The organism is Mixta calida (assembly GCF_002953215.1).
Lineage (GTDB): Bacteria > Pseudomonadota > Gammaproteobacteria > Enterobacterales > Enterobacteriaceae > Mixta > Mixta calida.
This window is the reverse complement of sequence record NZ_CP026378.1, coordinates 138,734-165,223: the sequence shown is the minus strand read 5'-3', so window position 1 is coordinate 165,223 and position 26,490 is coordinate 138,734. Positions and strand designations below refer to the sequence as shown.

Genomic DNA, 26,490 nt, shown 5'->3' with positions numbered 1-26,490 from the left:
ATCTGAAGTCTCTAATGGCATCATATTTGTTTGTGCTATTGCCATTCACTATACTTTTTTTCGTTAAAGTTATTGACGGCAAATGGATAGAAGTTATTTTAGCTAGCGATTGGTCGATTGCTAGCTTTATTATTTTTGGTCAGTCATTAACTTCTTTATCTTCTGCACTTGTTCTTTCGCCAAAGAATAAAAAGCAATACGGCTGGGAACTGCACGTCGCAAAATTATTTATAACTGGCATTGCTCCGAGCATGGTTTTATATATTTATATGCTCAATAAACCCACTGTTACGTTAGGTATATTTCAAATCATAATATTTATCTATGCATCTTATAGATTTTTTGTCGATGGGCTAACTTCGAAGAGGCTAACCGATGCACAAAAGCTTGGCTAAAAGGTTTTATGTATAAAAACATGTATAGTTAACTAAGCACATGAGATATTTAAATAATAATAACAGGAAGTTAGATCACTAATTGCACTCCTGTGATCACAAACTTTATCTGACTGCTCCCGAAATTTATGGCGATTACCTATTCTGTATCTTAACCTGAAGCGTTACCTGTATCATGCCTGGCTGCTACTGAAAGATTCGCACGCTTACAGCTCGCGATGAGCCTGACGGTATTGATATGCTATACCCGTATTGCCTGATGATATTTGTAGGAATCGTTTTTAGCCTATAACTGACACAGTATGATTACCCGGATACGGTGCAAAAAACTTTCCTGTAATATTATTTAACACTGTAGTATTCAAGCAAAACACCGCCGCGAAAGGTTAAGGTTAATAAATCCCATAACCACATATTTTCTTATAATTAAATAGTTTCAACGCCATAAAATCATAGTAAAAAATAATTCTCCAGCTTAATAAAAACAGCAATTAACCCCAAAAAACAGCAACAGGAAAACCCAATCAAAAAGGCATAGTAAATCGGAACCAGGACTTTTACTAATTCCTTGTTTTTATTCTTGTCAGTGAAACCATAAACAGCACTCTCTTTTTCTAAAAAAAATATTCTTTTTTTAGCATTCAACCTTAAAAAGAAGTAAGACAGCAATGGCGAACCTAAAAACCCCATATTGCAATGAAGTGAGTAAGGCACCGGAAGTATATAGCTTTTCTTGAATTCAGCAATCAGTTTATAATACTTAGACCTGTTTAATAGCCAAAATGAAAAACTGAATATTAAGCAAACAAAGGGAATAATATTAATAAATATCAAAACAGATTTCATTTCCTAAATTCCTGTGTACTCATAAATGGTATCCATAATGGCGTCGCTTGTCTTAGCACCAACGTAACCAGCCGCTATTGAACCAACAGCAGCACAAGCCACTGCGCCTGTACCTACTGTAGCAATTCCAATCGCTGCGCACACTCCCAGCCCAGCCATTGAACCAACTGCTCCCATTCCGACACCTGTTAGAGTTGATGCCCCAAATTTACTATATTCTTTGAATGCCGTTTTTCGGCACCCATTTTCTCGCCCGTTTATGCAAGCATTAATCACATTATTGGTTGTGCCTGCCAAAGCGAATCCTATACCAATGTAACCACCGGACTTAAGGAATCTCGCTGCTTTGGCCGCATTGCCAACATAACTTGAATAACCGGGTATTCCTCCAAGACCTACTGTAGACCACTCATGCACAATTGAACGTCTGGAAAGATTAAGCGCTCTACGCATATCTTCATAAGGCCGAAATTTTACAGAATGGCGGATAAAAGATTTTAGTAAGGGCTTATTAACCAATTCTTTTAACTCATCAAAAAGCTTCTTGCGTTCTATAAAGAACTGCTGACTGATAAGCGTGCCCTGAGTTCGATACTGGTACTGATAACTGGCCTCAATTTTTTTGAGCATTTTCTCTATTTCAGAAAAGTATTTTTCACCAACATCACTTGCTGTACCAAAAATTTTATCGCCAGCCGTGGTAAGCGCCGCAATCATTCCATAATTTTTATGCATAAAACTGGCTTCATCAGCGTTCACACCGGTAAAAGCATGATACCCCGCCGTCGCGTGGCGAGTTGAAAAAACTGATTGCGGATATGGGCATCAGCGTGCATGCCCTACTGCGCAAAAATACGGAGCCGTATGAGAAACTGGGTTTGGCGGAAAACTGGTTCAGCGATAAGGAACCGCTAAACCATGCTGGCCCATCCTGTCCTTATTAACCGTCCGGTCGTGGTCACGCCGCTCGGCACGAAACTGTACCGTCCGTCTGAATCGGTTCTGGATATTCGGCCGAACCCGCAGCAGAGAGCCTTTACCAAAGAGGCCGGCGAAAAAGTGATTGATGAGCACGGAAAATGTGTCGGTCATTGATCTTCCAACGGACTGTCAATAAGGCAGCCGCCTCCAGAGAGGGTGGTTTGCGGCCGACAACAAAAAAAGGCAACCTTCCCCCGTTGCCCTTTCCTCTTAAACAGAACCGCCTTCACTACTCAGCGGCTATTCCCCGCCCTTATCAACTACGGCACCAACGTCATCGTATAGGTATTATTTCCGCCAATCGGCGCCATATTGAAATAGGTGAAATGATGCTGCTTATAGTGAAACATCGCCGCATAGGTAATGCCGCCACCGCCATCTTTAACGCCTTTGACCTGCAGCTTAACCGGCACGCCCGGCACGATATCAAGAGGGATAATTTTTGCCGCATGCTTAATCATAAAGGCATCGCCGAGCGGCTTACCGTTGAAGATAACCTGAACGTAGTCGCCGTCTTCCGCCGCGTAATCCCAGACATACAGATTCACCGAGCCGCCCGGCTGGCCGCCGGTGCCGCCCTGGTCCTGAATCTTCACGTCGTAGTCTCTGCCCGAAAGCTGGTCGCCATCCGCCTCCAGCAGCCGCGTACCAGCTTCAAGCGTTGAGGAGGTGCCGGTCTTCAGGGCATTTTGCGCCTCCAGGCTGGTATCGACGGTCGCGCTCTTTCCTGTCAGGAAAAAAGTGGCTACCAGTACGGCAACAGCCGCCAGACCAATCCCTTTCAGCGGATTGCGTTTTTTCTCCGGCTTGCCGGGCTGGCCCATCGGGCGCTGTCCCCGTTGAACAGGGCGATCATCCTGACGCTGCGCCTCGCGGTGCCCGCGCTGCGGCTGCTCTTCTGATTCGCTTTCTTTCTCTTTTTTAAACAGGTCCATATTTTTATCTCAACGGCTTTAACGGTCTGAAATGGAAATAAGCGCTCATCGCCAGACGCGAAGCGATAATTTGCGCCACAACAAGAACGGTAAAAATGGTGTGTCGGGTGGAATTGCTGACCTCGAACCCTTTATTGGTAATCTCCGAGCCCACACCGAATATAATCAGGTTCAGCGTGCAGATAACGACAAAAGGCAGCAACCACGGGAAATACTGGTACATATTACGCAGCCAGAGAATAAAGAACGTCGGAATTAAAAACACCAGAACCGACTGAATCATATTAAAAGCGAAGCCTGAGCTGTTTGATACCGCGCCGCTACTAATGGTTTGCGTAATATCGATATAAAAACCCAGCGGAAAAAATATCAGCACCAGGCTTAGCCATGACATGATAAACAGCACATACAGCGCGGCCACGATGCCTAATTTAGGGCGCTTTTGATAACTCATTGGTTTCCTTCTCTTTAAAATGCTCGCCGGGTGCAGCCTCTCCTGCGCCCGGCAGGCAAATCATACTCTGCCGCTGACGCACGGTAATGTCGCTGGCCTCGATCGTCATCAGTTCTTCACGGGTTAAATCGGGATCGGTGCTTAGCCTGAGCGCCTGTTGATTCAACGAATGTTCAAAAACGTTGCGCACGTAGCGCCCGTTGCCAAACGCCGCCTCGGTGACCGCCTGGGTAAACAGCTGCCGCATTTTCTGCCGCGCCGCCTCATCCAACACGTAGCCGCGTTTTTCATACAGCTTTTCGGCGATCAGCATCAGCTCATCGACGTTGTAGTCGTCAAACTCAATGATATTGGGGAAGCGCGATTTAAGGCCGGGGTTCATGCCCAGGAAGTTATCCATGTTCTGGCTGTAGCCAGCCAGGATCACCACCAACCGCTCACGGTTGTCATCCATCAGCTTCACCAGCGTATCTATCGCCTCGCGACCAAAATCGATGGCGCCGCCCTGAGCAAGCGAGTACGCCTCATCGATGAAGAGCACGCCGTCCATCGCCTCCATCACCTTCTCGGTGGTTTTAATCGCCGTCTGTCCGATATAACCAGCGACCAGTCCCGACCTGTCGGTCTCGACCATGTTATTGGTTTGAATGACGTTAATATTGTAGAGAACGTCGGCGATAATGCGCGCCATCATTGTTTTGCCGGTGCCAGGATTGCCCTTAAAAATCATATGTAGGGTTTGGCTGTTGTCGACGGGCAGACCCATTTTGCGCCGCTCGGCCAGCACCCGCAGCCGGGCGTAAAGGCTGCGGATATAGGTTTTCACCTGATTCAGTCCGACAATATCGTTGAGCGCGGCCTCCAGATCGTAGGTCTTCTCCGTCGGACGCGGCACACTGATATCTTCCGGTAAAATGGTGGTCAGCTCGGCGCTCGGCACCTCGGTAGTGGCGATACGCGCCGACTGTTGACGCAGAATTTTCTCCAGCATGTTACGCACCATGCGTCCATTGCCGGATTGCGCGGATGCGGTTCTGCTCGCCGCCGCGATCGCTTCACGCAATGTGATCTGCGCGCGGTCGGTGAACTGAAAGCCTTTACCTTCCGCCATCAGCAGCGCAATCTGATAAAGCTCCTCTTCCGAGTAGTCAGGAAAGTCAATCACCAGCGGGAAACGCGACTCCAGCCCGGAGTTGGACTTCATAAAGTCAGCCATCTCTTTCTTATAGCCCGCCAGAATTACCACCAGCTCGCCGCGATAATCTTCAATAAGCTTCACCAGCGTATCGATAGCTTCTTTATCGAACTGGCTGTTGGAGGAAAGCGAATAGGCTTCGTCAATAAACAGCACGCCGCCCAGCGCGCTTTTAACGATCGCTTCCGTTTTGCCTGCCGTTTGGCCGACATATTCAGCAACCAGACCGCTGCGGTCGGTTTCGATCAGCTGGCCCTGCTTCAGCAGCCCCATATCTTTAAACATGGCGGCCATCACGCGCGCGATGGTGGTTTTGCCGGTGCCGGGGTTGCCGGTAAAGATGATATTCAATGACTGTTTGATATCGACCACCACGTCCGCCCTGCGCCGTTTTTCATTAGCGAGCAGCATGGTGTACTGGGCGCGAATCGCCTCTTTTACGCTCTCCAGGCCGACGATCTTCGCCAGCGAGGCGTCTAAATCGAAGCTCTTTTGCTGCGTAAAGTTAAAGTCTTCCGCCATCAGCATCCCCATATCCGCCCCCGGCTCAACGGCCAGGCGTCTGGACTGTTCCAGAATGGCGCTTTCAATAATGTTTCTCACCAGCCGCCCGTTGCCGCTGTCGTTGCGCCCTTTAATCTGACTCTTTTCAAACAGCCGGATCAGCGGACCATCGCAGAACTCTTCAATCACATAGCCTTTGGAGCGCGCGGTGAGTTTGGCGATTTGCAGCATCTCATCAGCGCTGTAGTCATCGAAATGAATCAGATTCGGGAAACGCGATTTCAGGCCGCTGTTGGCCTGCAGGAAGGTCTGCATCTCGTCGCTGTAACCCGCCAGGATCACCACCAGTTCGTCACGGTGATCTTCAATGCCCTTGACCAGCGCATCGACGGCCTCAATGCCGAACACATCATGGCGATCGCGGCACAGCGCGTAGGCCTCGTCGATAAACAGCACGCCGCCCAGCGCGGACTGGATCACCTCATTGGTGAGCTTCGCCGTATGGCCGACATACTGCCCGACCAGATCGGCGCGGGTCACTTCCCTTAACTGTCCGCCCGTCAGCACGCCGATAGCCTTCAGGTATCTCGCCACGATGCGCGCCATCATGGTTTTACCTGTTCCGGGGTTGCCGGTGAAAATCATGTGCATGGAAACGGGAGCCGATTTATAGCCCGCCTGCTCTCTCTGCTTTTGTACCCGTGCGTTGTTTTCTAATCCCAGCACATACTCTTTCACGCTTTTTAGCCCAATCACCGCCTCCAGCTCTTGCTGGATAGCGACCAGATTGGCGTTACGCCGATCGGGCAGCAGGTCGCTCAGATAAACCGGGCTTGCCATGGGCGAGCCGACGCATATCGCCAGCGCATCGTCCTGCATACGTAAAAAGATATGCCCGCGGGCGGCCAGATTATTACGCAGCTGATATTCGACGAGAGCCTTATAAATCACCTCATTCAGGTAATGCTGGATGGCGATTAATCCCTGTTTCTTACTGTATTTGTCGATGCAGTGTTGGGATACCTCATCGTCGTAAGAGAGCGTAACGTGCAGGTTTTGCTGGCAGCGCAGCGCCAGGCTGTTCAGGAACCGCTGCGTCAGCATCCCAATCTCGGTCGGCGTATAGTCGTCAACGGTAATCACATCGTTAACCGACTGCATAAACGGGCCGCCGAACTTTTCACTGACCGCGCTCTCGCGGGAGGCGCTGACAAATACAAAATATTTACGGTTTGCCGCCAGCGTTATGCTAACGCCTTTCGGGCTGATATGACGGTACTGACCGGTAGTCACCAGCTGCGCCAGCGGACGTAAATAGCTGTCCGCGCACTGTTCAAAGTGTTCAAACAGGATGACATCGGACGGTCCGTCCAGGGCTTCGCCCAAATCCTGCATAAAGGTTTGCTCGTCGCTCACGCTGGGATAACGCGCCAGATCCAGACGGCTTACGTTCTCGTGCTGAATCAGGTTCTGCTCCGCCAGCTGCCGCGTAATATGAAAAATCAGCGTATGTCTGCCGGAGCTTTCTCCGCCCAGCAAGAAAAGGGTGTTGGCGGGCTTCAGGCTCTCATGCCCGGATACAAAGGGGCGCTTAAAGGCGCGCAGCAGGCTGAACTGGCACCGTTTTTGGCCGATGATAAGACGCGTCAGCGCCTGCTCGACAGCCTCGAAATGTCGGTTTAATGCGCTGCTTTCTACTTTCTTAATCGGACGGGGATGAACAAAAGCGTCGGCGGCAGGGCCAGAGCAGCACGCGCCGCCGGCAGCGCTGGCAGCGCGCGTCCGCTGAAAAGCGGCGGCGGCAAGCGCCGAGGCCGTCATCGGCTGATGCTGCGCAGAAGACGACCGGGCAATAAAGCCATATTTCCTGATAAACGAGATGATTTGCCATTCAGGGAATAGAAATTTTAGCAGTTGTTTAAACACCACCGAATAATCCGCCTTTTAGGAAAGGTTGCAGCCATAAGAGAGGCACTGTTTTCATCGAATACCGAAGCAGGATTTTACGCATCGGGCGTATTAATAGCCATACGGCAATCCTTTATTAACGCGATTCTGCAAGAGAGATAACGCTATTGCTGATGATATAATCATCAGGATGCGCTTAAATTTTACGCCGTCACAGACTGAAATAGAACTAACCTAATACCAATGATATCAAAGCGTTAATTTATCCCCCTTTAAATAAAGAAAATTATTTTTTGTTTCGCACTTGCTGCACAATTGCTAATAAAAACCCATTAATTCGACGCTGGCGCCAGTACTATAAAAGGCTTTCCCTGATTTAAATGCTCAAAGAAAGGCAGGTTTCGCGGCGAAATGGAAAAAAGAAAAATGATTCATATTGATTATCGAACAGTAACGCCATAAGCGATAAATAGTGGGGTTAACATCCATCCGCTGAGCGCGCATGCGCTGGAGATGGCGGAAACAACGTCCAGCGCCGCGCTGGTCGTGCGTTCGGCATCGCCCGTCGCTACCCCAGGCACGCCCCTTCTTAACCCGCCGGCGGCAAAGCGCATGCCGCCGGTCGTCAATGGCCTGAAAAGCGCCCTTGTTAACTGAGATCGACGCCTTTATAGCCGAACAGCCAGGTAACGATAAACCCTGCGGCCCAGGAGATAACCATGCCCGCAGCGTAAATCGCCATCCCTGCGTAAATGCCCTCACCGGAGGTCATCAGTGGCAGGGAAACCAGGCCCGACGGGCCGAACACGGTGTTTAAACCGACCGGCAGGCCGAGCCAGGCCACCAGGCCGATAAAGAAGCCGCCGCAGGCGCCGCCGATGCAGGCGGTGACGAAAGGCTTCATGCGCGGCAGCGTAACCGCATAAATTAACGGCTCGCCCACGCCCAGCAGCCCCGGAATAATCGCTCCTTTCACCTGGTTGCGCGTCATCGAGCCGTGCGCGGAACGGCAATAAAGCGCCAGCGCCGCGCCGACCTGTCCGCCTCCCGCCATCGCCAGAATCGGGAAAAGCGAGTTAAAGCCCTGTACATCCATCAACGCAAAATAGACCGGGATAAAGCCCTGATGTACGCCAAACACCACGGCGATCAGGAACAGACCGGCCAGAACAGCGCAGCCAAAAGGGTTGCCGTTAAGATGCAGAAACAGCCAGGACATGCCTTTAAACAGTTCTCCGCCGAAGGGCATAATCAGCGTAAAGGTCAACGCCCCGGTAATCAGCAGCGCCAGCGTAGAGGTCAGAATCATATCCAGGCTGTCGGGAATGATTTTGCGCAGCTGCCGCTCTATCCACGCGCCCAGCATCGAGGCGATCAGAACGCCGATGATATTGCCGCGCGGCTCAATGCCCATGCCGAAAAAGTTATCGATGCCGGAGAAATAGCCGGTGGTCGCATCCGGGTTATATCCCAGTAAAAACAGGGAAGCGATAATAGCGCCGTTGACGCCGGAACCGCCGAACGCTTTCTGGGCGTTATAGCCGATCAGGACAGGCAGAAAGGTAAACAGGCCTTTGCCGAAAAGCTTCATATAGCCCACGATATGCGCTATCGCGCCATTTTTATCGGCGGCGCTGGTCAACAGACCCTGCTCAATCAGGGTGGCGAAACCCAGCAGCATCCCGGCGGCGATAAAGCCTGGGATCAGCGGCGTAAAGATGGTGGCGAACTTCGCCAGAAACTGATGCACCAGACTGGTTTGCCGGGCCTTCATCTTTTGTTTTGTCTCGCTGGCCGCCGAGCCGATAGCCTGCGGCCCGGCTGGCGACGCATCCTGCGCCAGCATGATATTCATCATCTCTGCGGCCGTTTGCGCTTTACCGGGGCCGAGCACGATTTGCAGCTGATCGTCACTGTTGATAACGCCCAGCACGCCGTCCAGCGCTTTCAGCTTCTCCTGCTGGATCAGTCGATCGTCATTAAGCGTCAGGCGCAGGCGCGTCATACAGTGTCCGCAGGCCTGGATATTCTGTTTATCGCCAACCAGTTGCAAAACAGTGGCAACAAGCTGTTCCGTGATTTTAGCCATGCTCTGTCCTCCGCCTTTATCGGCGCCGCTTTCTCTTTTTATCAAACAGGAATAATCTATTATTCATTTTTTAAACTAAATGAATAATTTATTCATTTTGAAGTAAATGTGAGCTCTCTCATACAACCCACCCGGCGTCAGCCGCGCTGAAAGCGGCCGTTTACAAGGCATAGCCTTATTGTTCCCGATAGCGCGCGCCGCTTTCCAGCACGCGCATCAGCCGTCCCTCTTCAATATGCGAACCGAACTCCTCCGGCAGAAAAGCGATGCCCAAACCGGCCAGCGCCGCATCTACCCTATGCGCCGAGGTATTGAAAATCAGCTGATCGTCGACCCGTACGTTCACCGGCCCTTCTTTATCATCGAACTCCCAGACATACTTAACGCAGGCTGGGTGACGCCCGGCTGCGTGGATCGCCAGCCGCTGAAAGCCGGTATAAGCGCGACAGGCGGGCCGGGCAGATAAGAATGTTCAACAGCAGCAAGGGGTTTCATCTTTGTGAAAAACCGCTTTTTCGTCAGGCGGGCGGCATACTTTTCGCGCTCTCTCCGGTTCCTGTCTCCTCCGTTTTTACTTTATTCCCGCCCCGACATACTATTTCGCCTTCAGTAACAGCACAGCCCTGTGCGGATAGCCGAAGGAAGCCGGGATGAAAGCGAAGTCGACCACGCTCTATGATGTGGCACAGCATGCAGGTGTCTCTTATCAAACCGTTTCGCGGGTGATCAACCAGGCGGAAAACGTGTCAGAAAAGACCCGGCAGCGGGTGGAAGCGGCGATGGCGGCGCTGAACTACGTGCCGAACCGCGTGGCGCAGCAGCTGGCCGGAAAAATGGGACATACGCTGGGCCTGGCGACGTCCGATCTTTCGCTTCATGCGCCCTCGCAGATTGCTGCCGCGATTAAATCCCGCGCCAGCGAAAGGCGCTTTAACGTGATGATCTCGATGACGGAAAAAAGCGGGCTGGAGGCGGCGAAAGCGGCGATTAACAGCCTGCTGGCGCAGCGGGTGGACGGGATGATCGTGAATATTCCGCTACAGGATGAAGAGGCGAAAAGCCTGGCGGCGCTCTGTCAGGATGTGCCGGCGCTGTTTCTTGATGTTTCGCCGCAGTTGGCGGCCAACAGCGTGCTCTTCGATCCCGACGAAGGGGCGCGGCTGGGCGTAGAACATCTGCTGGCGTTGGGCCATCGCGATATCGCGCTGCTGGCGGGGCCGCAAAGTTCGATATCCGCCCGTCTGCGCTTTGAAGGCTGGCGTCAGGCGCTGGCGCAGCAACAGATCACGGCGATGGCGGTGATGGAGGGAGACTGGAGCGCCCTGTCGGGCTATCAGCAGGTGTCGCGGCTGTTGAATGAGGGCACGCAGCCCGGCGCGCTGCTGGTAGCCAACGATCAGATGGCGTTGGGCGCGCTGCGGGCGCTTTCCGAAGCGGGGCTGCGGGTGCCGGACGACGTCTCGGTCATCGGTTATGACGATACCGCCGACAGCGCCTGTTTTATTCCGCCGCTGACCACCATCAAACAGGATTTTCGGGCGCTGGGTAAAAGCAGCGTGGAGCGGATGATCGACATGATCCATCAGCCGGAAGCGTCGATCCGTTCCGATCTGCTGCCGGTCAGTCTGGTGGTGCGCAAAACTACCGCCGCGCCGGGCCGCGCCGCGCTTTCTCCGCAGGCGCTGTCAGAGGCGTTGATGCAGCTGGCGCGCCAGGCGGCGCGTTTAAAGGGCTAAGCCCGTATGGACAGCGGTTTCCTGGCGTTATTTGTGAATCCCGTCACCGATTCCGGTTACGTGGCTTTACAACCCGGCAAGGCAAAATCATATTTCCCTTAAATTGTGAGCGTATCGCAAATTAAGGAACCGGATATGATCGTAAAAGCAGGCTCGCCCGCCGCCTCTCTTAGCGCCGTTCTGGCGCGCCGCGACTGGGAAAACCCGACGATAACCCACCTGAATCAGCTGCCCGCCCACCCGCCGTTTTGCAGCTGGCGCACGCCGGAAGAGGCGCGCGACGACCGTCCCTCCTTACGCCTGCGCAGCCTTAACGGACGCTGGGCGTTCAGCTATTTCACCCGCCCGGAAGCGGTGCCGGAAAGCTGGCTACAGGAAGATCTGCCCGATGCGGACGACGTCACGGTGCCGTCTAACTGGCAGATGGCAGGCTATGACGCGCCGATCTACACCAACGTGAACTATCCCATTCCGGTGAATCCGCCTTACGTGCCAGAAGAAAACCCCACAGGATGTTATTCGCTCACATTTAACGTCGACGCGGAATGGCTCGCCAGCGGCGAGACGCGCGTGATCTTCGACGGCGTAAATTCCGCTTTTCACCTCTGGTGCAACGGCCATTGGATCGGCTATGCGCAGGACAGCCGCCTGCCTTCTGAATTCGACCTCAGCAAGGTGTTGCAGCCCGGCGCGAACCGCCTGGCGGTCATGGTGCTGCGCTGGAGCGACGGTAGTTATCTGGAAGATCAGGATATGTGGCGCATGAGCGGCATCTTCCGCGACGTGTCGCTGCTGCATAAGCCGCGCACCTGTATCAGCGATCTTCAGGTGGTAACGCACCTGAATGAAAGCTTCAGCTACGCCGATCTCGATGCGCTGGTGGTGGTGAAAGGCGAAGATTTGCAGGGCGTACAGGCCACGCTGCAACTCTGGGACGGCGAGGAAAAGCTGGGCGAACGCCAGCAGCCGCTCGGCAGCGAGATTATCGACGAGCGCGGCGCCTGGAACGATCGCACCACGCTGCGCCTGCCGGTCTCCGCGCCAAAACTCTGGAGCGCCGAAACGCCGTCGCTCTATCGTCTGGTAGTGCTGCTGCATGATGCCAGCGGCGCGCTGCTGGAGGCGGAGGCGTGCGATATCGGCTTCCGTAAGGTCGAAATTTCCCAGGGGCTGCTGAAGCTGAACGGCAAGCCTCTGCTTATTCGCGGCACTAATCGTCATGAACATCACCCGGAAAAGGGTCAGGTGATGGATGAAGAGACCATGCGCCGCGATATCCTGCTGATGAAACAGCATAATTTCAATGCGGTGCGCTGTTCTCATTACCCTAATCATCCGCTCTGGTATCGCCTGTGCGACCGTTACGGCCTGTATGTCGTGGACGAGGCAAATATCGAGACGCACGGCATGGAGCCGATGAGCCGTCTGTCCGGCGATCCGGTCTGGTTGCCTGCGATGAGCGAGCGCGTGACGCGCATGGTGCAGCGCGACCGCAATCACCCTTCTATCATTATCTGGTCGCTGGGCAACGAATCAGGCCACGGCGTCAACCATGACGCCCTTTACCGCTGGATTAAATCCAACGATCCGACGCGGCCCGTGCAGTATGAAGGCGGCGGCGCCAACAGCGCGGCGACCGATATCGTCTGCCCAATGTATGCGCGCGTCGATCAGGACCAGCCGTTTCCACAGGTGCCGAAGTGGTCGATTAAAAAATGGATCGGCATGCCGGACGAACATCGTCCGCTCATCCTGTGCGAATACGCGCATGCGATGGGCAACAGCTTCGGCGGCTACCATAAATACTGGCAGGCGTTCCGCCAGTATCCGCGCTTACAGGGCGGCTTTGTCTGGGACTGGGTTGACCAGTCGCTGATTCGTCATGATGAAAACGGCCAGCCTTACGCGGCCTACGGCGGCGACTTCGGCGATACGCCCAACGACCGTCAGTTCTGCATGAACGGCCTGGTGTTCGCCGATCGCACGCCGCATCCGGCGCTGTATGAAGCGCAGCAGGCGCAGCAGTTCTGGCAGTTTACGCTCAGGAGCGAAACGCCGGTCACGCTGGAGGTGACCAGCGAATATCTGTTCCGCCGCAGCGACAACGAACAATTGCTCTGGACGCTGGCGCAGGAAGGCCGCGAGATCGCCTGCGGCGCGGTGACGCTCGATATCGCGCCGGAAGGCACGCAGCGTATCGTGCTGCAAGATCTGCCCGCCGTCGCCACCAGCGGTCAGCTATGGCTGACGGTGCAGGTACAGCAGATCGCCGCCACCGCCTGGTCCGACGCAGGCCATATCTGCGCCTGGCAGCAGTGGCGTCTGGCCGCGCCGCTGACGTTGCCCGCGCCGAAAACCGTCGCCGCCGCGCCGCAGCTGCGCGTCAGCGAGCGGGAATTTACCGTAGAGCTGGATGCGCAACGCTGGCAGTTCAGCCGCGAAAGCGGCCTGCTGACGCAGTGGTGGAAAGCGGAACAGCCCGCGCTGTTACAGCCGTTGCAGGATCAGTTCACCCGCGCGCCGCTTGATAACGATATCGGCGTCAGCGAGGCGGCGCGTATCGATCCCAATGCCTGGGTCGAGCGCTGGAAAGCGGCGGGCTTTTACCAGATGGAGCCGCAACTTGAGCAGTGCGAGGCGCAGCAGCTTAGCGCGGAAGTGCTGTTGCGCACCGTTCACAGCTGGCGTTATCAGGGCGCGATCCTGTTTATCAGCCGCAAAACGTATCGCATCGACGGCGATGGCGAGCTGCATATCAGCGTCGACGTAGAGGTAGCGCGCGGCATCCCGGCGCCGGCGCGCATCGGACTTACCTGTCAGCTGGCGGCGGTGCATCCGCAGGTAAGCTGGCTGGGTCTCGGCCCGCATGAAAACTACCCGGATCGCAAGCAGTCCGCCCGCTACGATCGCTGGGCGCTGCCGCTGGCGGCGCTCTACACCCCTTACGTCTTCCCCAGCGAAAACGGCCTGCGCTGCGACAGCGAATGGTTGCAGTATGGCGACAGTGAATGGCGCGGCCGCTTCCACTTCAACCTCAGCCGTTACAGCCAGCGCCAGCTGCATGAAACGTCGCACCGCCATCTGCTGCGCGAGGAGGAAGGCAGCTGGCTCAACCTGGATGGCTTCCATATGGGCGTCGGCGGCGACGACTCCTGGAGCCCCAGCGTCTCGCCGGAATATTTGTTACAGGACAGCCACTATCACTATCAGGTGAGCTGGGTGCGTCGTTAAGGCGCGCGGCACGTTAGCCGGGGCGGGTCTGCCCAGTCCGCCCCGCGATAACTTTAAGGATAATGCTATGTATTACATGAAAAACACCAACTTCTGGATGTTCGGGCTGTTCTTCTTCTTTTACTTTTTCATCATGGGCGCCTATTTCCCGTTCTTTCCCATCTGGCTGCACGATATCAACCATTTGAGCAAGAGCGACACCGGCCTCGTTTTCGCCAGCATCTCGCTGTTTTCTCTGCTGTTTCAGCCGATTTTCGGTCTGCTTTCCGATAAGCTCGGCCTGAGAAAACATCTGCTGTGGATTATCACCGGCATGCTGGTGATGTTCGCGCCCTTCTTTATCTACGTGCTTGGCCCATTGTTGCAGGCCAATATTCTGCTCGGCGCGATTGTCGGCGGCATCTATCTCGGCTTTATCTATAACGGCGGTGCGCCGGCGATTGAGGCCTATATCGAGAAGGTCAGCCGCCGCAGCCGGTTTGAATTTGGCCGCGCGCGCATGTTCGGCTGCGTCGGCTGGGCGCTTTGCGCCTCGATTGTCGGCATCATGTTCACCATCAATAACCAGTTCGTCTTCTGGCTCGGCTCCGGTTGCGCGGTGATCCTGGCGATTCTGCTGTTTATCGCCAAACCGCAGGCACGGCCCTCCGCGCAGGTGGCGGACACGCTGGGCGCCAACTCTTCGCCTTTCAGCCTGCGCCTGGCGCTGGAGCTGTTTAAAGACCGCAAGCTCTGGTTCCTGTCGCTTTATGTGGTGGGCGTCTCCTGTACCTATGACGTATTCGACCAGCAGTTCGCCAACTTCTTTACCTCATTCTTCACTACCGGCGAACAGGGCACGCGCGTCTTCGGCTACGTCACCACCATGGGCGAGCTGTTGAACGCCTCGATCATGTTCTTTGCGCCGCTGATTGTGAACCGCATCGGCGGCAAGAACGCGCTGCTGCTGGCGGGCGCGATTATGTCAGTGCGCATTATCGGCTCCTCTTTCGCCAGCTCCGCGCTGGAGGTGGTGGTGTTGAAAACGCTGCATATGTTTGAGGTGCCATTCCTGATCGTCGGCTGCTTTAAATACATCACCAGCCAGTTCGAGGTGCGCTTCTCCGCCACCATCTACCTGGTCTGCTTCTGCTTCTTTAAACAGCTGTCGATGATCTTTATGTCGCTATTTGCTGGCTATATGTATGACAGCATGGGCTTCCATGGCGCTTACCTGGTGCTGGGGCTGGTGGCGCTCTCCTTTACGCTGCTTTCCGCCTTTACGCTCAGCGGCGACGGCCCGCTCAGCCTGCTGCGCACGCGCGGCAAAAATAACGTGAAGCCAGCCTGACGCCCTTTTTACAGGGCGACAGGCCAGCAAGCAAAGAGGCTCGCGCTGTGCATGGCGCGGGCCTCGCTTTTTGTGGCTTAGCCGGTGCGAAACAGCAGCAGGATCTGCGAAAGCCGCTCGAAAAACAGCGCTATCAGATGATAAAAGTAGGGTGCGAGGTGGTTCATCAACAGCAGCAGCGCCAGCATGCCGACGACCAGCGTCAGCGGAAAACCCACCACGAAAATCGACAGCTGCGGCGTCAGGCGATTCAGCAGGCCGAGCGTCAGGTTGATGGCCAGCAGCAGCGTAATCACCGGCAGGCCCAGCCCGACGCCGCACTGAAACACCAGACCCGCCGTTTGCGGCAGCGCGATAAAGGCGTCGCGGCTGAGCGGCGCGGCGCTTATCGGCAGCAGCTGAAAACTTTCCGCCAGCGCATTCAGCATCAGTAGATGACCGTTAAACAGCAAAAACAGCAGAATGCCCAACAGGTTAAGGATGCGGGAGACCACCGGCATATTCTCGCCGCCGGAGGGATCGTAAAAGGTCGCGAAAGAGAGGCCCATTTGCAGGCCGATAATTTCGCCGGCGTAGCGCACGGTAACGAAGATAAGCTGGATGGTCAGCCCCATCGCCGCACCGATCAGCATCTGCTGGCAGCCCACCCACAGCCCCATCACAGAGATCATCGGCACCGTGTTTTCCGGCAGGTTTTGCCCGATCAGCAGCGTGATAGCCGCCGCCAGCCCGACCTTCACCCGGTTGCCGATCGCCTTATCGTTAAACACCGGCGCCGTGCCGATCAGCGCCAGCACGCGCATCAGCGGCCAGAAGTAATGGCTCACCAGCAGCGGCAGCGCGTCCAGCGACCAGGTCATGGTTTAGCCAATCATCTGCGGCAGATTACCGTAGAGCGCGCGCATATAATCGAGCATGATCGCCAGCATCGACGGTCCCAGCGCGACGGCGACCGCGACGATCACCAGGATTTTCGGGATAAAGCTCAGCGTCATTTCATTTATCTGGGTCGACGCCTGCAAAATGCTGACGACCAGACCGGTCGCCAGCGCCGCCAGCAGCAGCGGCGCCGCAATCATCAGCCCCACGCGGATCGCCTGAAACCCCATAGCCATTACGCTTTCTGGCGTCATGATTCATCCTGCCTAATTGATAAAGGTTTGCGCCAGCGATCCCATGATGAGCTGCCAGCCGTCCACCAGCACAAACAGCATCAGCTTGAACGGCAGCGAAATGGTCGCGGGCGGCACCATCATCATCCCCAGCGCCATCAGCACGCTGGCGACCACCAGGTCGATGATTAAAAAGGGAATAAAGACCGCAAAGCCGATCTGAAAGCCGGTTTTCAGCTCGCTGGTGACAAACGCGGGCAGCAGAATGCGCAGCGGCACCTCATCCGGCGAGGCGTAGTTATCCAGCTTCGCCATGCGCGTATAGAGCGCCAGATCGGCTTCGTGCGTGTGGCTCAGCATAAATTCGCGCATCGGCTTGGCCGCCAGCGGCACCGCCGCCTCCAGCGAGATCTTATCCTGCGACAGCGGCAGCCAGGCGTCCTCATAGACGCGGTTAAACACCGGCGACATCACAAAGAAGGTCACGAACAGCGCCAGCCCCAGCAGCACCTGATTAGGCGGCGTCGACGGCGTGCCGAGCGCGTTGCGCAGCAGCCCCAACACGATAATGATGCGGGTGAAGCCGGTCATCATCAGCAGGATCGCCGGTAAAAAGGTCAGCGAGGTGAGCAGCACCAGCGTCTGGATCGGCAGCGACCAGCTCTCGCCGCCCCCGCCGCGCGTCAGCAGAATATCGCCGTTGGCGGCCCAGGCGTGGCCCGACAGCAGCAGCAGCGGCAACAACAGCGCGGCGAACCGGCAACGCTGGCTAAAACGCGCGCTCATTGTTCAGGCTCCGTTTTGCCGCGCTTCAGCAGGCGCTTCAGGGTCAGGGAGAAATCGGGCGCGGCGCTCTCTGTCGGCGTCGTCGGTTTCGCCAGGCGTCCAAGACGCGTAATCGCGCCCGGCGTCACGCCGAGCAGCAGCCGCTCGCCGTCCACATCGACCACCACCAGCCGTTCACGCTGTCCCAGCGAATAGCTCGCTTTGACCGCGATCTGCGTGCCATCCGCACGCACGCGCCCCGCCACGCCGCAGCGCCGCGCCAGCCAGGCGCAGGCGAAGATCAGCAAAATAACCAGCGCCATCGCGCCGCCGATCTGCGTCGCCAGCGAGACTGGCGTTGAAGTATCTGTCACTGTCTGTTCCCGTTCGCGTTCCGACGCGGCATCAGCGGCTTAAGCGCTGCATGCGTTCAGAAGGCGTAATGATGTCGGTGATGCGGACGCCGAATTTATCGGAGACCACCACCACTTCGCCCTGCGCGATTAAGTAGCCGTTGATCAGGATATCGAGCGGCTCACCGGCAAGGCCGTCCAGCGTCACCACTGAACCCTGGCTCAGCCGCAGCAGCTCCTTAATGGTCATTTTGGTGCGTCCCAGTTCGACGGTCATCTTTACCGGGATATCGAGGATCAGCTTGAGGTCCTCGCTGAACGCGGCCACCGGCGCCTCTTTCGGCATTACCGGCGCGGCGGGCTGGCTTTCCGCCGTCATTTGCTCGGCCAACGCTTCACCCCAAAGGCTGTCCACAGATGGTTCGTCAGCACCAGACGGTTGTTTGGCGTCACTCATGGGGACATTGCTCCTTATCTAATGACGGTAACGTAGGGTTAAGTAGTTGCTCGACCTTGAGAGCGTACTGGCCGTTTACACAGCCATATTTGCCCGCCAGAACCGGGAAGCCATCCACGCAGGCTTCCACGTAGTCGGGCTTATCCAGCGGGATCACGTCGCCAGCCTGCAACGCGAGGATTTTCGACAGCCGCGTCTGCACTTCAGTGAAGTTCGCCACCAGTTCCAGCTCGGTATCTTTCACCTGCGACGCCAGCACCGTGCGCCAGTGATCATCCTCCTGGCGCGAGTTCTCCAGCGGCGGATTGGTCAACAGCTCACGCAGCGGTTCGATAATGCTGAAGGGGATGCAGATATCGAACTCGCCGCTTTGCGAGCCGATCTCGACGTAGAACGGCGTGGTCACCACGATATCGTTGGGCGAAGAGGTGATGTTGGTGAACTTCACCTGAATTTCGGCACGCACATACTCGGTTTCGAGTTTGAAAATAGAGCTCCAGGCATAGTCGTACGCCTCCAGGGCCATCGACAGCATGCGCTTGATAATCCGCTGCTCGGTCGGCGTGAACTCCCGCCCTTCCACCTTGGTGGGAAAGCGACCGTCGCCGCCGAACAGGTTATCCACCGCCATAAACACCAGGCTGGGGGAAAAGACGAACAGCGCCGTGCCGCGCAGCGGGTTCATATGCACCAGATTGAGGTTGGTCGGCACCGGCAAATTGCGCGCAAACTCATGGTAAGGCTGAATTTTGATATTGCCGGCGGTAATGTCCGGGCTGCGCCGCAGCAGATTAAACAGCCCCATGCGGAACTGGCGGGCGAAACGTTCGTTGATGATCTCAAGCGAATGCAGACGCTCGCGCACCACGCGACGCTGCGTATTCGGATCATAGGGCTTAATCGCGTCCTCGCTGAGACGCTGGTCCGCCGCATGCTCGATTTCGCTATTATTGCCACCGTTCAACAGGCGGTCGATTTCAGCCTGCGATAAAATGCTGTCAGACATGAAAATTACCGTAAAATAAAGGCGTTAAATAAAACGTCCGTGACAACGATGCCCTGTCTGGCGTCCAGCGGTTTGCCTAAAGCCTGTTTAATCTCTTTGATGAGTTTCTCTTTGCCTTCATGATGGGATAATTCTGCCGCGCTAAATTCGGAAAATAACATCAACAGGCGGCTGCGCACCTCCGGCAAATATTGCTCAATCAGCGCCTTATCATTATCGTTGCCGACGCGCAGCGTTAATCCGATATAAAGCACCCGATCGTGTTCTTCTTCGTCAGGCTTCAGGCTAACGGTAAAGGTGTCCAGCGGCACGTAAACCGGTATGACCGACGCAACGGGGTGAGCGGCGACAGGCGCGGCGCCGTCCGCGTGCATATTCGCCTGCATATGCTTCATTTCATACAATGAATAAGCGGCGATAGCGCAGGCGGCAATGGCAATCAGTAAAATGATAAGAATAAATAACGACCGGAGTTTACCTTTCCCTGGCGCCTTCTTTTTTTGGTCTGACATTGAATTAACAATTCCTGTTATGAACTACCTGACGCTCAATTAATAAGGATTAATTGAATAGCGAATTCTATTACACGCGGGCCTTCGGACAATTCGCCAAAAAGGAGAAATTGCTGTCGGCAAATTAACGCTTACCTTTATCAGGCAAAAATACTGATGCCGGGCCGTCCGACGATCATGCGCGGCGCAGGGTCTTCCTCCGGCTCAGCATGCTGCGCGGATTCGCCCTCCTGCTGCGAATGCGAAGCATGGCCGGAGCCGGAATCCGCCGTCGCGCCCCATGACGGCGCTTCGCTGCCTACGCTGCCCTGATCGAGCTGGATGCCCGCTTCGGCCAGCGAGCTGCGCAGATGCGGCATCGCAGCTTCCAGCGCGGCGCGTACCTGATGATGATCGGTCACGAAGTGCAGCTGGGCCTGATCCTGATGCAGGCGCAGGCTGATCTGTAGCGGCCCTAACTCCTCTGGATGCAGGCGCAGCTCGGCATGATGCACGCCGTTGCGGGTGAAACTGGTGAGCTGATGGCTGAGCGCCTGTTTCCAGGCGGGCGACCCTACTTCCGGCTCCAGCGCGGCATGTGCCGTCGGCGTCGGCAGCGGCGTGCTGACTGGCGGCGCGGCGACGGTCGCAGGCGTTGACGCCGGCGCGTGCGCGACCACCGGCGCTGGCGCCGATGTGAGGCTGGTTGAGATCGTCTGCGCCTGCTGGCGGCTATCCGCCGTAGCGAACTCCAGCGCGACGGCCGGTTCACGTTCGTCCGCTTTGCTGTTCTGCGCCGTCGGCGGGGTAAAGATAAACAACGATTCATTCTGCGCGGACGCCGTCTGCGCCTGCGGGGCGGCGGACGCTGGCGTGGAAGCGCCGAGGCTCGCCTGCGGACCGGCGATCATGCGCAGCATATCGGCAACGGCGCGCGTCCCGGCAGTTCCGTTCGGCGCGACGGCCTCGTCAGGCGCGGCAGAGGCGGATAGCGGCGACGCGGCGGCAAGCACAGCGTCATTCAGCGCCGCAGGCGCAACGGCGGGCTGCGGCGTCAGCCACAGCGCGGCCAGCGCGTCTTCCGGCTTTTCTTCATCAGGCGCCTTCGCGTCGGCCAGCGCCGCGTCAACCGGTGCGTCGCCTTCCAGCTGCGCGCCGCCGACCAGCAGCGGCAGCAAAGCCTGTTGATTTTCCAGCGCGGCGGCGAAGTCGCCGCTTTCCCCTTCCGCCGTCGGCACGGTGTGGGCGGGATCGTAAGCCGCCCCGGTAAGGGCGGCGACTGCGTTAACCATCATAGACCGGCATTCCTTAAGCTGGCGCGTTGCGCGAATTCATCCATCATTTTCTGCTCCTGGCGGCTCTCCTTAAGTTGCAGAACCGCATCGGCCCGGCTGATTAACGTTTCAAATGCGTTCAGCCGCTGTTTATCTTTTTTCCAGCCTTCCAGCGTGTGGTCGACCGACTGCTGGCAGGTCTCTACATGGTTCTCCTGCTGCCACACGACGCGGTTGAGCGAAGAGATAAAAAACTGATGGCTCAGCAGCGTCACCACCGGCATGCCGTTGGCGGACAGGGTGGTTTGCAGCTGGCGACCATATTCCTGTTCATAGCGGGTCAGCTGCTCAAGCTGCGCGGCGGCGCTGGCGTGCGCCTGCCGCACCTTGCCCAACTTCTGCGTGGTGTCATTCAGATTCTGTTCCGCCAGATTGCGCAGAACATGCATCGGGGTACGTTTCGCCATGCTATTCGCCTTTATTATTCAGGGAGGTCGGGAAACAGCGCCGAAAGCGCGGCAAAGGACGTTTCATAATCGCTACAGTCGTAAATCCCCTGTTGCAGGAACCCTTCCATCTGCGGATAAAGCGTAATCGCCTTATCCAGCAGCGGATCGCTGCCGGCCGCATAGGCGCCGACGCTGATCAGGTCGCGGTTGCGCTGCCAGGCGGAAAGCAACTGTTTAAAACGCTGTACTTTTTTGTAGTGGGAAGGCGCGATCAGCTCGGTCATCGCACGGCTGATCGAGGCTTCAATATCGATAGCCGGATAGTGACCCGCCTCCGCCAGACGACGCGACAGCACCACATGACCATCGAGGATGGCGCGCGCCGAGTCGGCGATCGGGTCCTGCTGGTCGTCGCCCTCGGTCAGCACGGTATAAAAGGCGGTAATCGAGCCGCCGCCCTGCACGCCGTTGCCGGCACGCTCCACCAGCGCCGGCAGCCGCGCGAATACCGAAGGCGGATAGCCTTTGGTCGCTGGCGGCTCGCCAATCGCCAGCGCGATCTCGCGCTGCGCCATCGCGTAGCGTGTCAGCGAATCCATAATCAGCAGCACATTCAGCCCCCGATCGCGGAAATCCTCGGCGATGCGCGTGGCGTAATCGGCGCCCTGCATACGCAGAATCGGCGATACGTCAGCGGGCGCGGCGATCACCACCGCGCGGCTCAGCCCCTCTTTGCCAAGGATATTTTCAATAAAATCTTTAACTTCACGGCCACGCTCGCCGATCAGGCCGACCACGATCACATCCGCTTTGGTATAGCGCGCCATCATGCCGAGCAGTACGCTTTTGCCGACGCCGGAACCGGCGAACAGCCCCATGCGCTGACCGCGGCCCACCGTTAACAGGCCGTTGATGGCGCGCACGCCGACGTCCAGCACCGATTTAATCGGATCGCGCAGCAGCGGGTTAAAGGGCACAGAAAACAGCGCGCCGCGCTGACGCGTATCGGGCGCGGGCAGGCCGTCCAGCGGACGGGCGCGCGCATCCAGCACGCGGCCCAGCAGGGCGTGGCCCAGCGGCAGCAGCTTGCCTTTGGCGCTGCCGGTATCGGGCGCGTAAACGCGCGCGCCCGGCAGAATGCCGTCGACGTTTTCCAGCGGCATCAGGTAAAGCAGCTGGCCGTTAAAGCCCACGACCTCGCTCTCCACGCTGTCGCCGCCGTGGGCGCTGTCGCGCTCGACCCGACAGAGCGTGCCGATAGGCAACGTCAGGCCGACCGCCTCCATCACCAGTCCGGTGGCGCGGGTTAGCCTGCCGTAACGGCGCGTCGTCGGCAGCGCGGCGATGCGCTGCTCTTTATCCTCAATAGCCTGTAGCCATTGCGAAAGGCGCTGGCTCATGCCGCGTAATCCTCTCGGCAGATCTGACACAGCGCCTGCCAGCTGCCGTTGACGGTCGCATCCAGTTCGCCTTCGGCGGAGGTGATGCGGCAGCCGCCCGGCAGCATGGTTTCGTCGGCGCGCAGCTCCCAGCCCTGCTTCGCCAGCAGCTCGCTCAGCTGCGCCTGTACCGCCGGCAGCTCATCCGTGCTGACCCAAAGCTGTGCGGGCGCCTGGAACAGCGGCTCGGCCTGCAACAGCGCCTGAATTTTTTCCAGCAGGAAGCTGCTGTCGCATGCCAGGCTTTTGCCGATCGCGGCGCGTGCCGCTATCAGCGCCATCTGCACCAGACGCGACGGGATCACCTTCTCCAGATTGTCGACCGAGGTCTGGAAGGATTCCAGCAGCGTGGAGAACTGCGCCAGGATCTGCGCCTGCTGCTCGCGCGCTTCCGCCAGTCCCTGCTCTCTGCCCGCCTGCTGCCCCTGCAAAAAGCCTTCGTCGTAGCCCTGCTTGCGGCCCTCCTCCAGCCCCTTCGCCTGGCCCTGCGCCAGACCGCGCTGCTCCGCCTGTTGCCGCAGGCGTTGCAGCTCCATCTGACGCTGCTGCTCCGTCGGTTCGCCGTCGGTCAACGGAAAAATCTCCGGCAGACTATCCGGCGCGCAGAGATCCTCTGGCTGCCAGCTCTGCCAGGCCAGGGCCGGCTGCGCATCAGACATAGACATCCTCGCTGCCTCCGATATTGATCTCGCCACTTTCGGCTAAGCGGCGCACCACTTGCAGAATATTTTTCTGCTCCGCTTCCACCTGCGACATGCGCACCGGTCCGCGCACGTTGAGATCTTCGCGCATGATATCCGCCTGACGCTTCGACATATTGCGGAAGAACTTGTCGCGCAGCGGCTGTTCGGCCCTTTCAGGGCGATAATCAACGTTTCGTTATCCACATCCTGCAGGATGCGCTGGATGCTGCGGTCTTCGATATCCAGCAGGTTTTCGAACAGGAACATTTCGTCGATGATTTTTTGCGCCAGCTCCTGGTCGAATTCGCGCACCGCTTCGATGGCGGCCTCTTCCTGCTGCGATTTCATCAGGTTAAGGATTTCGGCTGCCGGACGAACGCCGCCCATTTTGCTGCGTTTCAGATTCTGACCGTGCAGCAGGTTGTTCAGCACCTCGGTCAGCTCCTGCAACGCCGCCGGCTGCACGCCGCCGAAGGTGGCGATACGCAGCATGATGTCGTTGCGCTCGCGCTCGTCGAAGCGGGTCAGCACATCTGCCGCCTGCGCGCGTTTCAGGTGTACCAGAATGGTGGCGATAATCTGCGGATGTTCTTCATGAATCAGCTCAAATACCGCCTGCGGCTCCATAAAGTTAAGGGCTTCGATACCGTTGTTGTTGCCTTGCGTATCCAGCAGATCTTCCAGCAGGCTGGAGGCGCGCTCTTCGCCCAGCGCCTGCACCAGCACGTTGCGCAGATAATCGTTGGTATTGATGTTCAGGGCGGCGAATTCGCTGGCGTCGCGCTGAAACTCTTTCAGCGCCTCGCTCAGCTGCTCATGGGTAAAGCCGCTCATGCTGACCATTGCGCTGCTGATCTGCGTCACTTCATGGGTGCTGAGATGACGAAATACCTCGGCGGCGCGCTCTTCGCCGAGCGTCAGCATAATCACCGCGCTTTTTTCGCATGCGTTCATCAAGACTGCTCCTTATTCATCCAGCGGCGGATGACGAGGGCGATAACCTGCGGATCTTGCTCAGCGGTGTTGCGCAGCTGCTGGATATTAACTTCTGTTTCCACACGCTGCTGCGCTTTCGCCTGCTCATGCATTTCCGCCTTACGTAACTGCGCATTCAGCTCTGCCTGACGCGCCTCCTTTTCCAGCTCCAGCTTTTGCAGCGCCAGCTGCTGATGCTTGATCCAGAAAGGTTGCAGCATCTTGCGCCACAGGATCAGCGCCACCAGCGCCACCATCAGGTAACGGCCTGCCGACATCAGCAGATCGATAAAGCCAGGTTCACGCCAGAACGGGATTTCCGGTTCGGTCGGGCTGTCGTTGAACGGCGAGTTGACCACGTTCAGCGTGTCGCCGCGCGCGCTGGAGTAGCCCATCGCCTCTTTGACCAGCGCCTGAATCTGCTCCATACGCTCTTTGCTCAGCGCGACCGGTTTGCCTTCGTCATCGGTCTGATAGTTCACCACCACGGCGACGGAAAGCCGTTCGATGGCGCCCGCGCTGCGTTTGGTGTGGGTGAGCGTACGGTTCAGCTCGTAGTTGGTGGTTTCGTCGTTCTGTCGGTTATAGGGAACGGTGGTCACCGTGCCATTCTGGGTGCCGTTCTGCGCGGCGTTAGCCGCGGGCTGGGTAATCGGCGCGGTGGCTGGCGTCGGCGGCTGATTGCTTAACGCGCCCGGCACGCCGCCCGGCCCCGCCTTATTGCCCTGCTCGCTGCTGCTGGCGTGACGGCTGCGCACCGCCATGGTTTCCGGCGTGCCGTTCGGCTGATACTGCTCCGCCGTTTGCTCATGGGTCGTAAAATCGATCTGCGCAGTAACCTGCGTTTTGACGTTCGCCGCGCCCACTACGGGGGCAAGGATCGCCTGAATGCGCTGGCGATAGTCCGCCTCAACCTCGTTGATATATTTCAGCTGGCTGGTCTGAATCGCCCGATCGCCGCGCTGGGTCAGCAGATTGCCGTTCTGATCGACCAGCGTGACGTTATCGGCGTTCAGGCCGGGCACGGCGCTGGAGATCAGCCAGCTGATGGCGCTCACCTGTCCGGCGTCCAGCGCGCGGCCCGCGTTCAGATTCAGCGTGACGGAAGCAGAAGGGGATTTTTGTTCGCGCACGAACAGCGTCTGTTTCGGCATCGCCAGATGCACGCGCGCGCTCTTTACCGGCCCCAGCTTTTCAATGGTGCGCGCCAGCTCGCCTTCCAGCGCGCGCTGATAGTTGATCTGTTCATTAAACTGGCTGAGGCCGAACTTCTCCTGGTCGAGCAGTTCAAAGCCGACCTGCCCTCCTTTGGGCAGACCCTGCTGGGCCAGCTTCAGGCGAGCCTCATAGACGTGATCGGCAGGCACCATAATGGCGCCGCCATGCTCCTGAAAGCGATAGGGCACATTCATCTGCGCCAGCTGCGCCACAATGGCGCCGCCATCTTCGTCGCTGATGTTGCTGTAAAGGGTGCGGTAGTCTGGCGTACGGGCCCAGAAGAATAACGCAATCACCACGGATATCGCGGCCGCAGCCAGAATCATAAATATAAATCTGGGATTTGCGCGAATGCGTTCCAAAGCTGACATTAAATTGAAAGAAGCGTTAATCTTATTACTCTTATTGTTGGCATCCATGCGGTCATCCTGCCTGAAAATAGATGATGCAATCTGCACCATAAGCCGTTAATCAGCACGCCAACTCCAGTAAAACAGGCGCAATGCCTTTTACCGGCACTGCGCCTTTGCAATATTATCCGCCATTTAAGAAAAATATTAACCATTAATAAGGGGAAGCTTCTGTCTGCTTTTTGCATTATTCCACGCTGATGGCGTCATGTTATTCTTTCTATTAATTACAGGTTAATAAAAGGAAAAAATCT

The 26,490-nt window shown here is 56.8% G+C and carries 23 protein-coding genes and 3 pseudogenes; 6 read left to right on the top strand and 20 right to left on the bottom strand.

Going from position 1 to position 26,490, the window contains the following annotated elements:
• The first annotated feature begins 14 nt into the window (after window positions 1-14).
• The gene (locus C2E16_RS00775) at window positions 15-395 is read left to right on the top strand and encodes a hypothetical protein (protein ID WP_084970867.1); all 381 of its coding nucleotides are present in this window, start codon (window positions 15-17) and stop codon (window positions 393-395) included.
• A gap of 450 nt (window positions 396-845) precedes the next feature.
• Here C2E16_RS00775 and C2E16_RS00770 read toward each other — a convergent pair whose 3' ends face one another.
• The gene (locus C2E16_RS00770; protein ID WP_084970865.1) at window positions 846-1,241 is read right to left on the bottom strand and encodes a hypothetical protein; all 396 of its coding nucleotides are present in this window, start codon (window positions 1,239-1,241) and stop codon (window positions 846-848) included.
• Between the two features lie 3 nt (window positions 1,242-1,244).
• Entirely contained in the window at window positions 1,245-2,000 is a 756-nt protein-coding gene (locus C2E16_RS00765) for a hypothetical protein (protein ID WP_084970864.1), read from the bottom strand.
• Window positions 2,001-2,014: 14 nt separating this feature from the next.
• On the opposite strand from C2E16_RS00765, the pseudogene C2E16_RS00760 reads away from it, so the two are divergent.
• Window positions 2,015-2,336: pseudogene (locus tag C2E16_RS00760) on the top strand (ArsC/Spx/MgsR family protein); the annotation flags it as partial.
• A 146-nt stretch (window positions 2,337-2,482) separates the two neighbouring features.
• Here the strand turns inward: C2E16_RS00760 and C2E16_RS00755 are convergent.
• Genes C2E16_RS00755 through C2E16_RS00745 form a run of 3 tightly spaced genes read right to left on the bottom strand, consistent with a single transcriptional unit; the run spans window position 2,483 to window position 7,131 of the window.
• On the bottom strand, window positions 2,483-3,157 hold the full coding sequence (locus C2E16_RS00755; protein ID WP_084970862.1) for a hypothetical protein: 675 nt from the start codon (window positions 3,155-3,157) through the stop codon (window positions 2,483-2,485).
• Between the two features lie 4 nt (window positions 3,158-3,161).
• Window positions 3,162-3,611, bottom strand: a complete 450-nt coding sequence (locus tag C2E16_RS00750; RefSeq protein ID WP_084970861.1) for a hypothetical protein — start codon at window positions 3,609-3,611, stop codon at window positions 3,162-3,164.
• Window positions 3,589-7,131 carry an AAA family ATPase gene (locus tag C2E16_RS00745; RefSeq protein ID WP_104951620.1) on the bottom strand — a complete coding sequence of 1,181 codons (3,543 nt, stop codon included), beginning with the start codon at window positions 7,129-7,131 and terminating at the stop codon, window positions 3,589-3,591. The genes C2E16_RS00750 and C2E16_RS00745 overlap by 23 nt, the downstream gene beginning before the upstream one ends.
• A gap of 600 nt (window positions 7,132-7,731) precedes the next feature.
• On the opposite strand from C2E16_RS00745, the gene C2E16_RS20970 reads away from it, so the two are divergent.
• Entirely contained in the window at window positions 7,732-7,875 is a 144-nt protein-coding gene (locus tag C2E16_RS20970; RefSeq protein ID WP_156462414.1) for a hypothetical protein, read from the top strand.
• Here C2E16_RS20970 and murP read toward each other — a convergent pair.
• A complete protein-coding gene (gene murP, locus C2E16_RS00740) occupies window positions 7,868-9,307 on the bottom strand; it encodes a PTS N-acetylmuramic acid transporter subunit IIBC (protein ID WP_084971619.1) in 1,440 nt (479 codons plus the stop codon). The two genes, C2E16_RS20970 and murP, sit on opposite strands and share 8 nt — an antisense overlap.
• Before the next feature lie 199 nt (window positions 9,308-9,506).
• Window positions 9,507-9,686: pseudogene (locus tag C2E16_RS00735) on the bottom strand (LysR family transcriptional regulator); the annotation flags it as partial.
• A gap of 271 nt (window positions 9,687-9,957) precedes the next feature.
• Between C2E16_RS00735 and C2E16_RS00730 the strand changes: the two are divergent.
• The 3 genes from C2E16_RS00730 (at window position 9,958) to C2E16_RS00720 (ending at window position 15,604) form a co-directional block, all read left to right on the top strand.
• Window positions 9,958-11,043 carry a LacI family DNA-binding transcriptional regulator gene (locus C2E16_RS00730; RefSeq protein WP_104951391.1) on the top strand — a complete coding sequence of 362 codons (1,086 nt, stop codon included), beginning with the start codon at window positions 9,958-9,960 and terminating at the stop codon, window positions 11,041-11,043.
• Window positions 11,044-11,178: 135 nt separating this feature from the next.
• Entirely contained in the window at window positions 11,179-14,274 is a 3,096-nt protein-coding gene (locus tag C2E16_RS00725) for a beta-galactosidase (protein ID WP_104951390.1), read from the top strand.
• Window positions 14,275-14,341: 67 nt separating this feature from the next.
• Entirely contained in the window at window positions 14,342-15,604 is a 1,263-nt protein-coding gene (locus tag C2E16_RS00720; protein ID WP_084971573.1) for an MFS transporter, read from the top strand.
• Window positions 15,605-15,681: 77 nt separating this feature from the next.
• Here the strand turns inward: C2E16_RS00720 and fliR are convergent, their stop codons facing one another.
• From fliR to fliF, 13 genes and pseudogenes are all read right to left on the bottom strand, one after another.
• Window positions 15,682-16,464, bottom strand: coding sequence for a flagellar biosynthetic protein FliR (gene fliR, locus C2E16_RS00715; RefSeq protein WP_084971575.1), 783 nt, complete (start codon window positions 16,462-16,464; stop codon window positions 15,682-15,684).
• Between the two features lie 3 nt (window positions 16,465-16,467).
• On the bottom strand, window positions 16,468-16,737 hold the full coding sequence (gene fliQ / locus C2E16_RS00710; RefSeq protein WP_084971577.1) for a flagellar biosynthesis protein FliQ: 270 nt from the start codon (window positions 16,735-16,737) through the stop codon (window positions 16,468-16,470).
• A gap of 12 nt (window positions 16,738-16,749) precedes the next feature.
• Window positions 16,750-17,502: a flagellar type III secretion system pore protein FliP gene (fliP, locus tag C2E16_RS00705; RefSeq protein ID WP_084971579.1), complete on the bottom strand. Its 753-nt coding sequence runs from the start codon at window positions 17,500-17,502 to the stop codon at window positions 16,750-16,752.
• The gene (fliO, locus tag C2E16_RS00700) at window positions 17,499-17,855 is read right to left on the bottom strand and encodes a flagellar biosynthetic protein FliO (protein WP_244555356.1); all 357 of its coding nucleotides are present in this window, start codon (window positions 17,853-17,855) and stop codon (window positions 17,499-17,501) included. The genes fliP and fliO overlap by 4 nt, the downstream gene beginning before the upstream one ends.
• A 31-nt stretch (window positions 17,856-17,886) precedes the next feature.
• The gene (gene fliN / locus C2E16_RS00695; RefSeq protein WP_084971581.1) at window positions 17,887-18,291 is read right to left on the bottom strand and encodes a flagellar motor switch protein FliN; all 405 of its coding nucleotides are present in this window, start codon (window positions 18,289-18,291) and stop codon (window positions 17,887-17,889) included.
• Window positions 18,284-19,297: a flagellar motor switch protein FliM gene (fliM, locus tag C2E16_RS00690; RefSeq protein ID WP_084971583.1), complete on the bottom strand. Its 1,014-nt coding sequence runs from the start codon at window positions 19,295-19,297 to the stop codon at window positions 18,284-18,286. Before fliM ends, fliN begins: the two co-directional genes overlap by 8 nt.
• Before the next feature lie 5 nt (window positions 19,298-19,302).
• Window positions 19,303-19,809: a flagellar basal body-associated protein FliL gene (gene fliL / locus C2E16_RS00685; RefSeq protein WP_084971585.1), complete on the bottom strand. Its 507-nt coding sequence runs from the start codon at window positions 19,807-19,809 to the stop codon at window positions 19,303-19,305.
• Window positions 19,810-19,949: 140 nt separating this feature from the next.
• Window positions 19,950-21,083, bottom strand: a complete 1,134-nt coding sequence (locus tag C2E16_RS00680; protein ID WP_104951389.1) for a flagellar hook-length control protein FliK — start codon at window positions 21,081-21,083, stop codon at window positions 19,950-19,952.
• Window positions 21,080-21,529 carry a flagellar export protein FliJ gene (gene fliJ / locus C2E16_RS00675; RefSeq protein WP_244555370.1) on the bottom strand — a complete coding sequence of 150 codons (450 nt, stop codon included), beginning with the start codon at window positions 21,527-21,529 and terminating at the stop codon, window positions 21,080-21,082. Before fliJ ends, C2E16_RS00680 begins: the two co-directional genes overlap by 4 nt.
• 14 nt (window positions 21,530-21,543) lie before the next feature.
• Window positions 21,544-22,911 carry a flagellar protein export ATPase FliI gene (gene fliI / locus C2E16_RS00670; RefSeq protein ID WP_104951388.1) on the bottom strand — a complete coding sequence of 456 codons (1,368 nt, stop codon included), beginning with the start codon at window positions 22,909-22,911 and terminating at the stop codon, window positions 21,544-21,546.
• Window positions 22,908-23,609: a flagellar assembly protein FliH gene (locus tag C2E16_RS00665; protein WP_084971442.1), complete on the bottom strand. Its 702-nt coding sequence runs from the start codon at window positions 23,607-23,609 to the stop codon at window positions 22,908-22,910. The genes fliI and C2E16_RS00665 overlap by 4 nt, the downstream gene beginning before the upstream one ends.
• Window positions 23,602-24,587: pseudogene (gene fliG, locus C2E16_RS00660) on the bottom strand (flagellar motor switch protein FliG). The gene C2E16_RS00665 and the pseudogene fliG overlap by 8 nt, the downstream one beginning before the upstream one ends.
• A complete protein-coding gene (gene fliF, locus C2E16_RS00655) occupies window positions 24,587-26,245 on the bottom strand; it encodes a flagellar basal-body MS-ring/collar protein FliF (RefSeq protein ID WP_084971438.1) in 1,659 nt (552 codons plus the stop codon). Before fliF ends, fliG begins: the two are co-directional and overlap by 1 nt.
• Between the last annotated feature and the right edge of the window lie 245 nt (window positions 26,246-26,490).

What these genes read in the sequence shown, in the direction of transcription:
- C2E16_RS00775 (WP_084970867.1), top strand. Translation starts at nt 15, where the DNA reads ATGGCATCATATTTGTTTGTGCTATTGCCATTCACTATACTTTTTTTC.
- C2E16_RS00770 (WP_084970865.1), bottom strand. Translation starts at nt 1,241, where the DNA reads ATGAAATCTGTTTTGATATTTATTAATATTATTCCCTTTGTTTGCTTA.
- C2E16_RS00755 (WP_084970862.1), bottom strand. Translation starts at nt 3,157, where the DNA reads ATGGACCTGTTTAAAAAAGAGAAAGAAAGCGAATCAGAAGAGCAGCCG.
- C2E16_RS00750 (WP_084970861.1), bottom strand. Translation starts at nt 3,611, where the DNA reads ATGAGTTATCAAAAGCGCCCTAAATTAGGCATCGTGGCCGCGCTGTAT.
- C2E16_RS00745 (WP_104951620.1), bottom strand. Translation starts at nt 7,131, where the DNA reads ATGACGGCCTCGGCGCTTGCCGCCGCCGCTTTTCAGCGGACGCGCGCT.
- C2E16_RS20970 (WP_156462414.1), top strand. Translation starts at nt 7,732, where the DNA reads ATGGCGGAAACAACGTCCAGCGCCGCGCTGGTCGTGCGTTCGGCATCG.
- murP (WP_084971619.1), bottom strand. Translation starts at nt 9,307, where the DNA reads ATGGCTAAAATCACGGAACAGCTTGTTGCCACTGTTTTGCAACTGGTT.
- C2E16_RS00730 (WP_104951391.1), top strand. Translation starts at nt 9,958, where the DNA reads ATGAAAGCGAAGTCGACCACGCTCTATGATGTGGCACAGCATGCAGGT.
- C2E16_RS00725 (WP_104951390.1), top strand. Translation starts at nt 11,179, where the DNA reads ATGATCGTAAAAGCAGGCTCGCCCGCCGCCTCTCTTAGCGCCGTTCTG.
- C2E16_RS00720 (WP_084971573.1), top strand. Translation starts at nt 14,342, where the DNA reads ATGTATTACATGAAAAACACCAACTTCTGGATGTTCGGGCTGTTCTTC.
- fliR (WP_084971575.1), bottom strand. Translation starts at nt 16,464, where the DNA reads ATGACCTGGTCGCTGGACGCGCTGCCGCTGCTGGTGAGCCATTACTTC.
- fliQ (WP_084971577.1), bottom strand. Translation starts at nt 16,737, where the DNA reads ATGACGCCAGAAAGCGTAATGGCTATGGGGTTTCAGGCGATCCGCGTG.
- fliP (WP_084971579.1), bottom strand. Translation starts at nt 17,502, where the DNA reads ATGAGCGCGCGTTTTAGCCAGCGTTGCCGGTTCGCCGCGCTGTTGTTG.
- fliN (WP_084971581.1), bottom strand. Translation starts at nt 18,291, where the DNA reads ATGAGTGACGCCAAACAACCGTCTGGTGCTGACGAACCATCTGTGGAC.
- fliM (WP_084971583.1), bottom strand. Translation starts at nt 19,297, where the DNA reads ATGTCTGACAGCATTTTATCGCAGGCTGAAATCGACCGCCTGTTGAAC.
- fliL (WP_084971585.1), bottom strand. Translation starts at nt 19,809, where the DNA reads ATGTCAGACCAAAAAAAGAAGGCGCCAGGGAAAGGTAAACTCCGGTCG.
- C2E16_RS00680 (WP_104951389.1), bottom strand. Translation starts at nt 21,083, where the DNA reads ATGATGGTTAACGCAGTCGCCGCCCTTACCGGGGCGGCTTACGATCCC.
- fliJ (WP_244555370.1), bottom strand. Translation starts at nt 21,529, where the DNA reads ATGGCGAAACGTACCCCGATGCATGTTCTGCGCAATCTGGCGGAACAG.
- fliI (WP_104951388.1), bottom strand. Translation starts at nt 22,911, where the DNA reads ATGAGCCAGCGCCTTTCGCAATGGCTACAGGCTATTGAGGATAAAGAG.
- C2E16_RS00665 (WP_084971442.1), bottom strand. Translation starts at nt 23,609, where the DNA reads ATGTCTGATGCGCAGCCGGCCCTGGCCTGGCAGAGCTGGCAGCCAGAG.
- fliF (WP_084971438.1), bottom strand. Translation starts at nt 26,245, where the DNA reads ATGGATGCCAACAATAAGAGTAATAAGATTAACGCTTCTTTCAATTTA.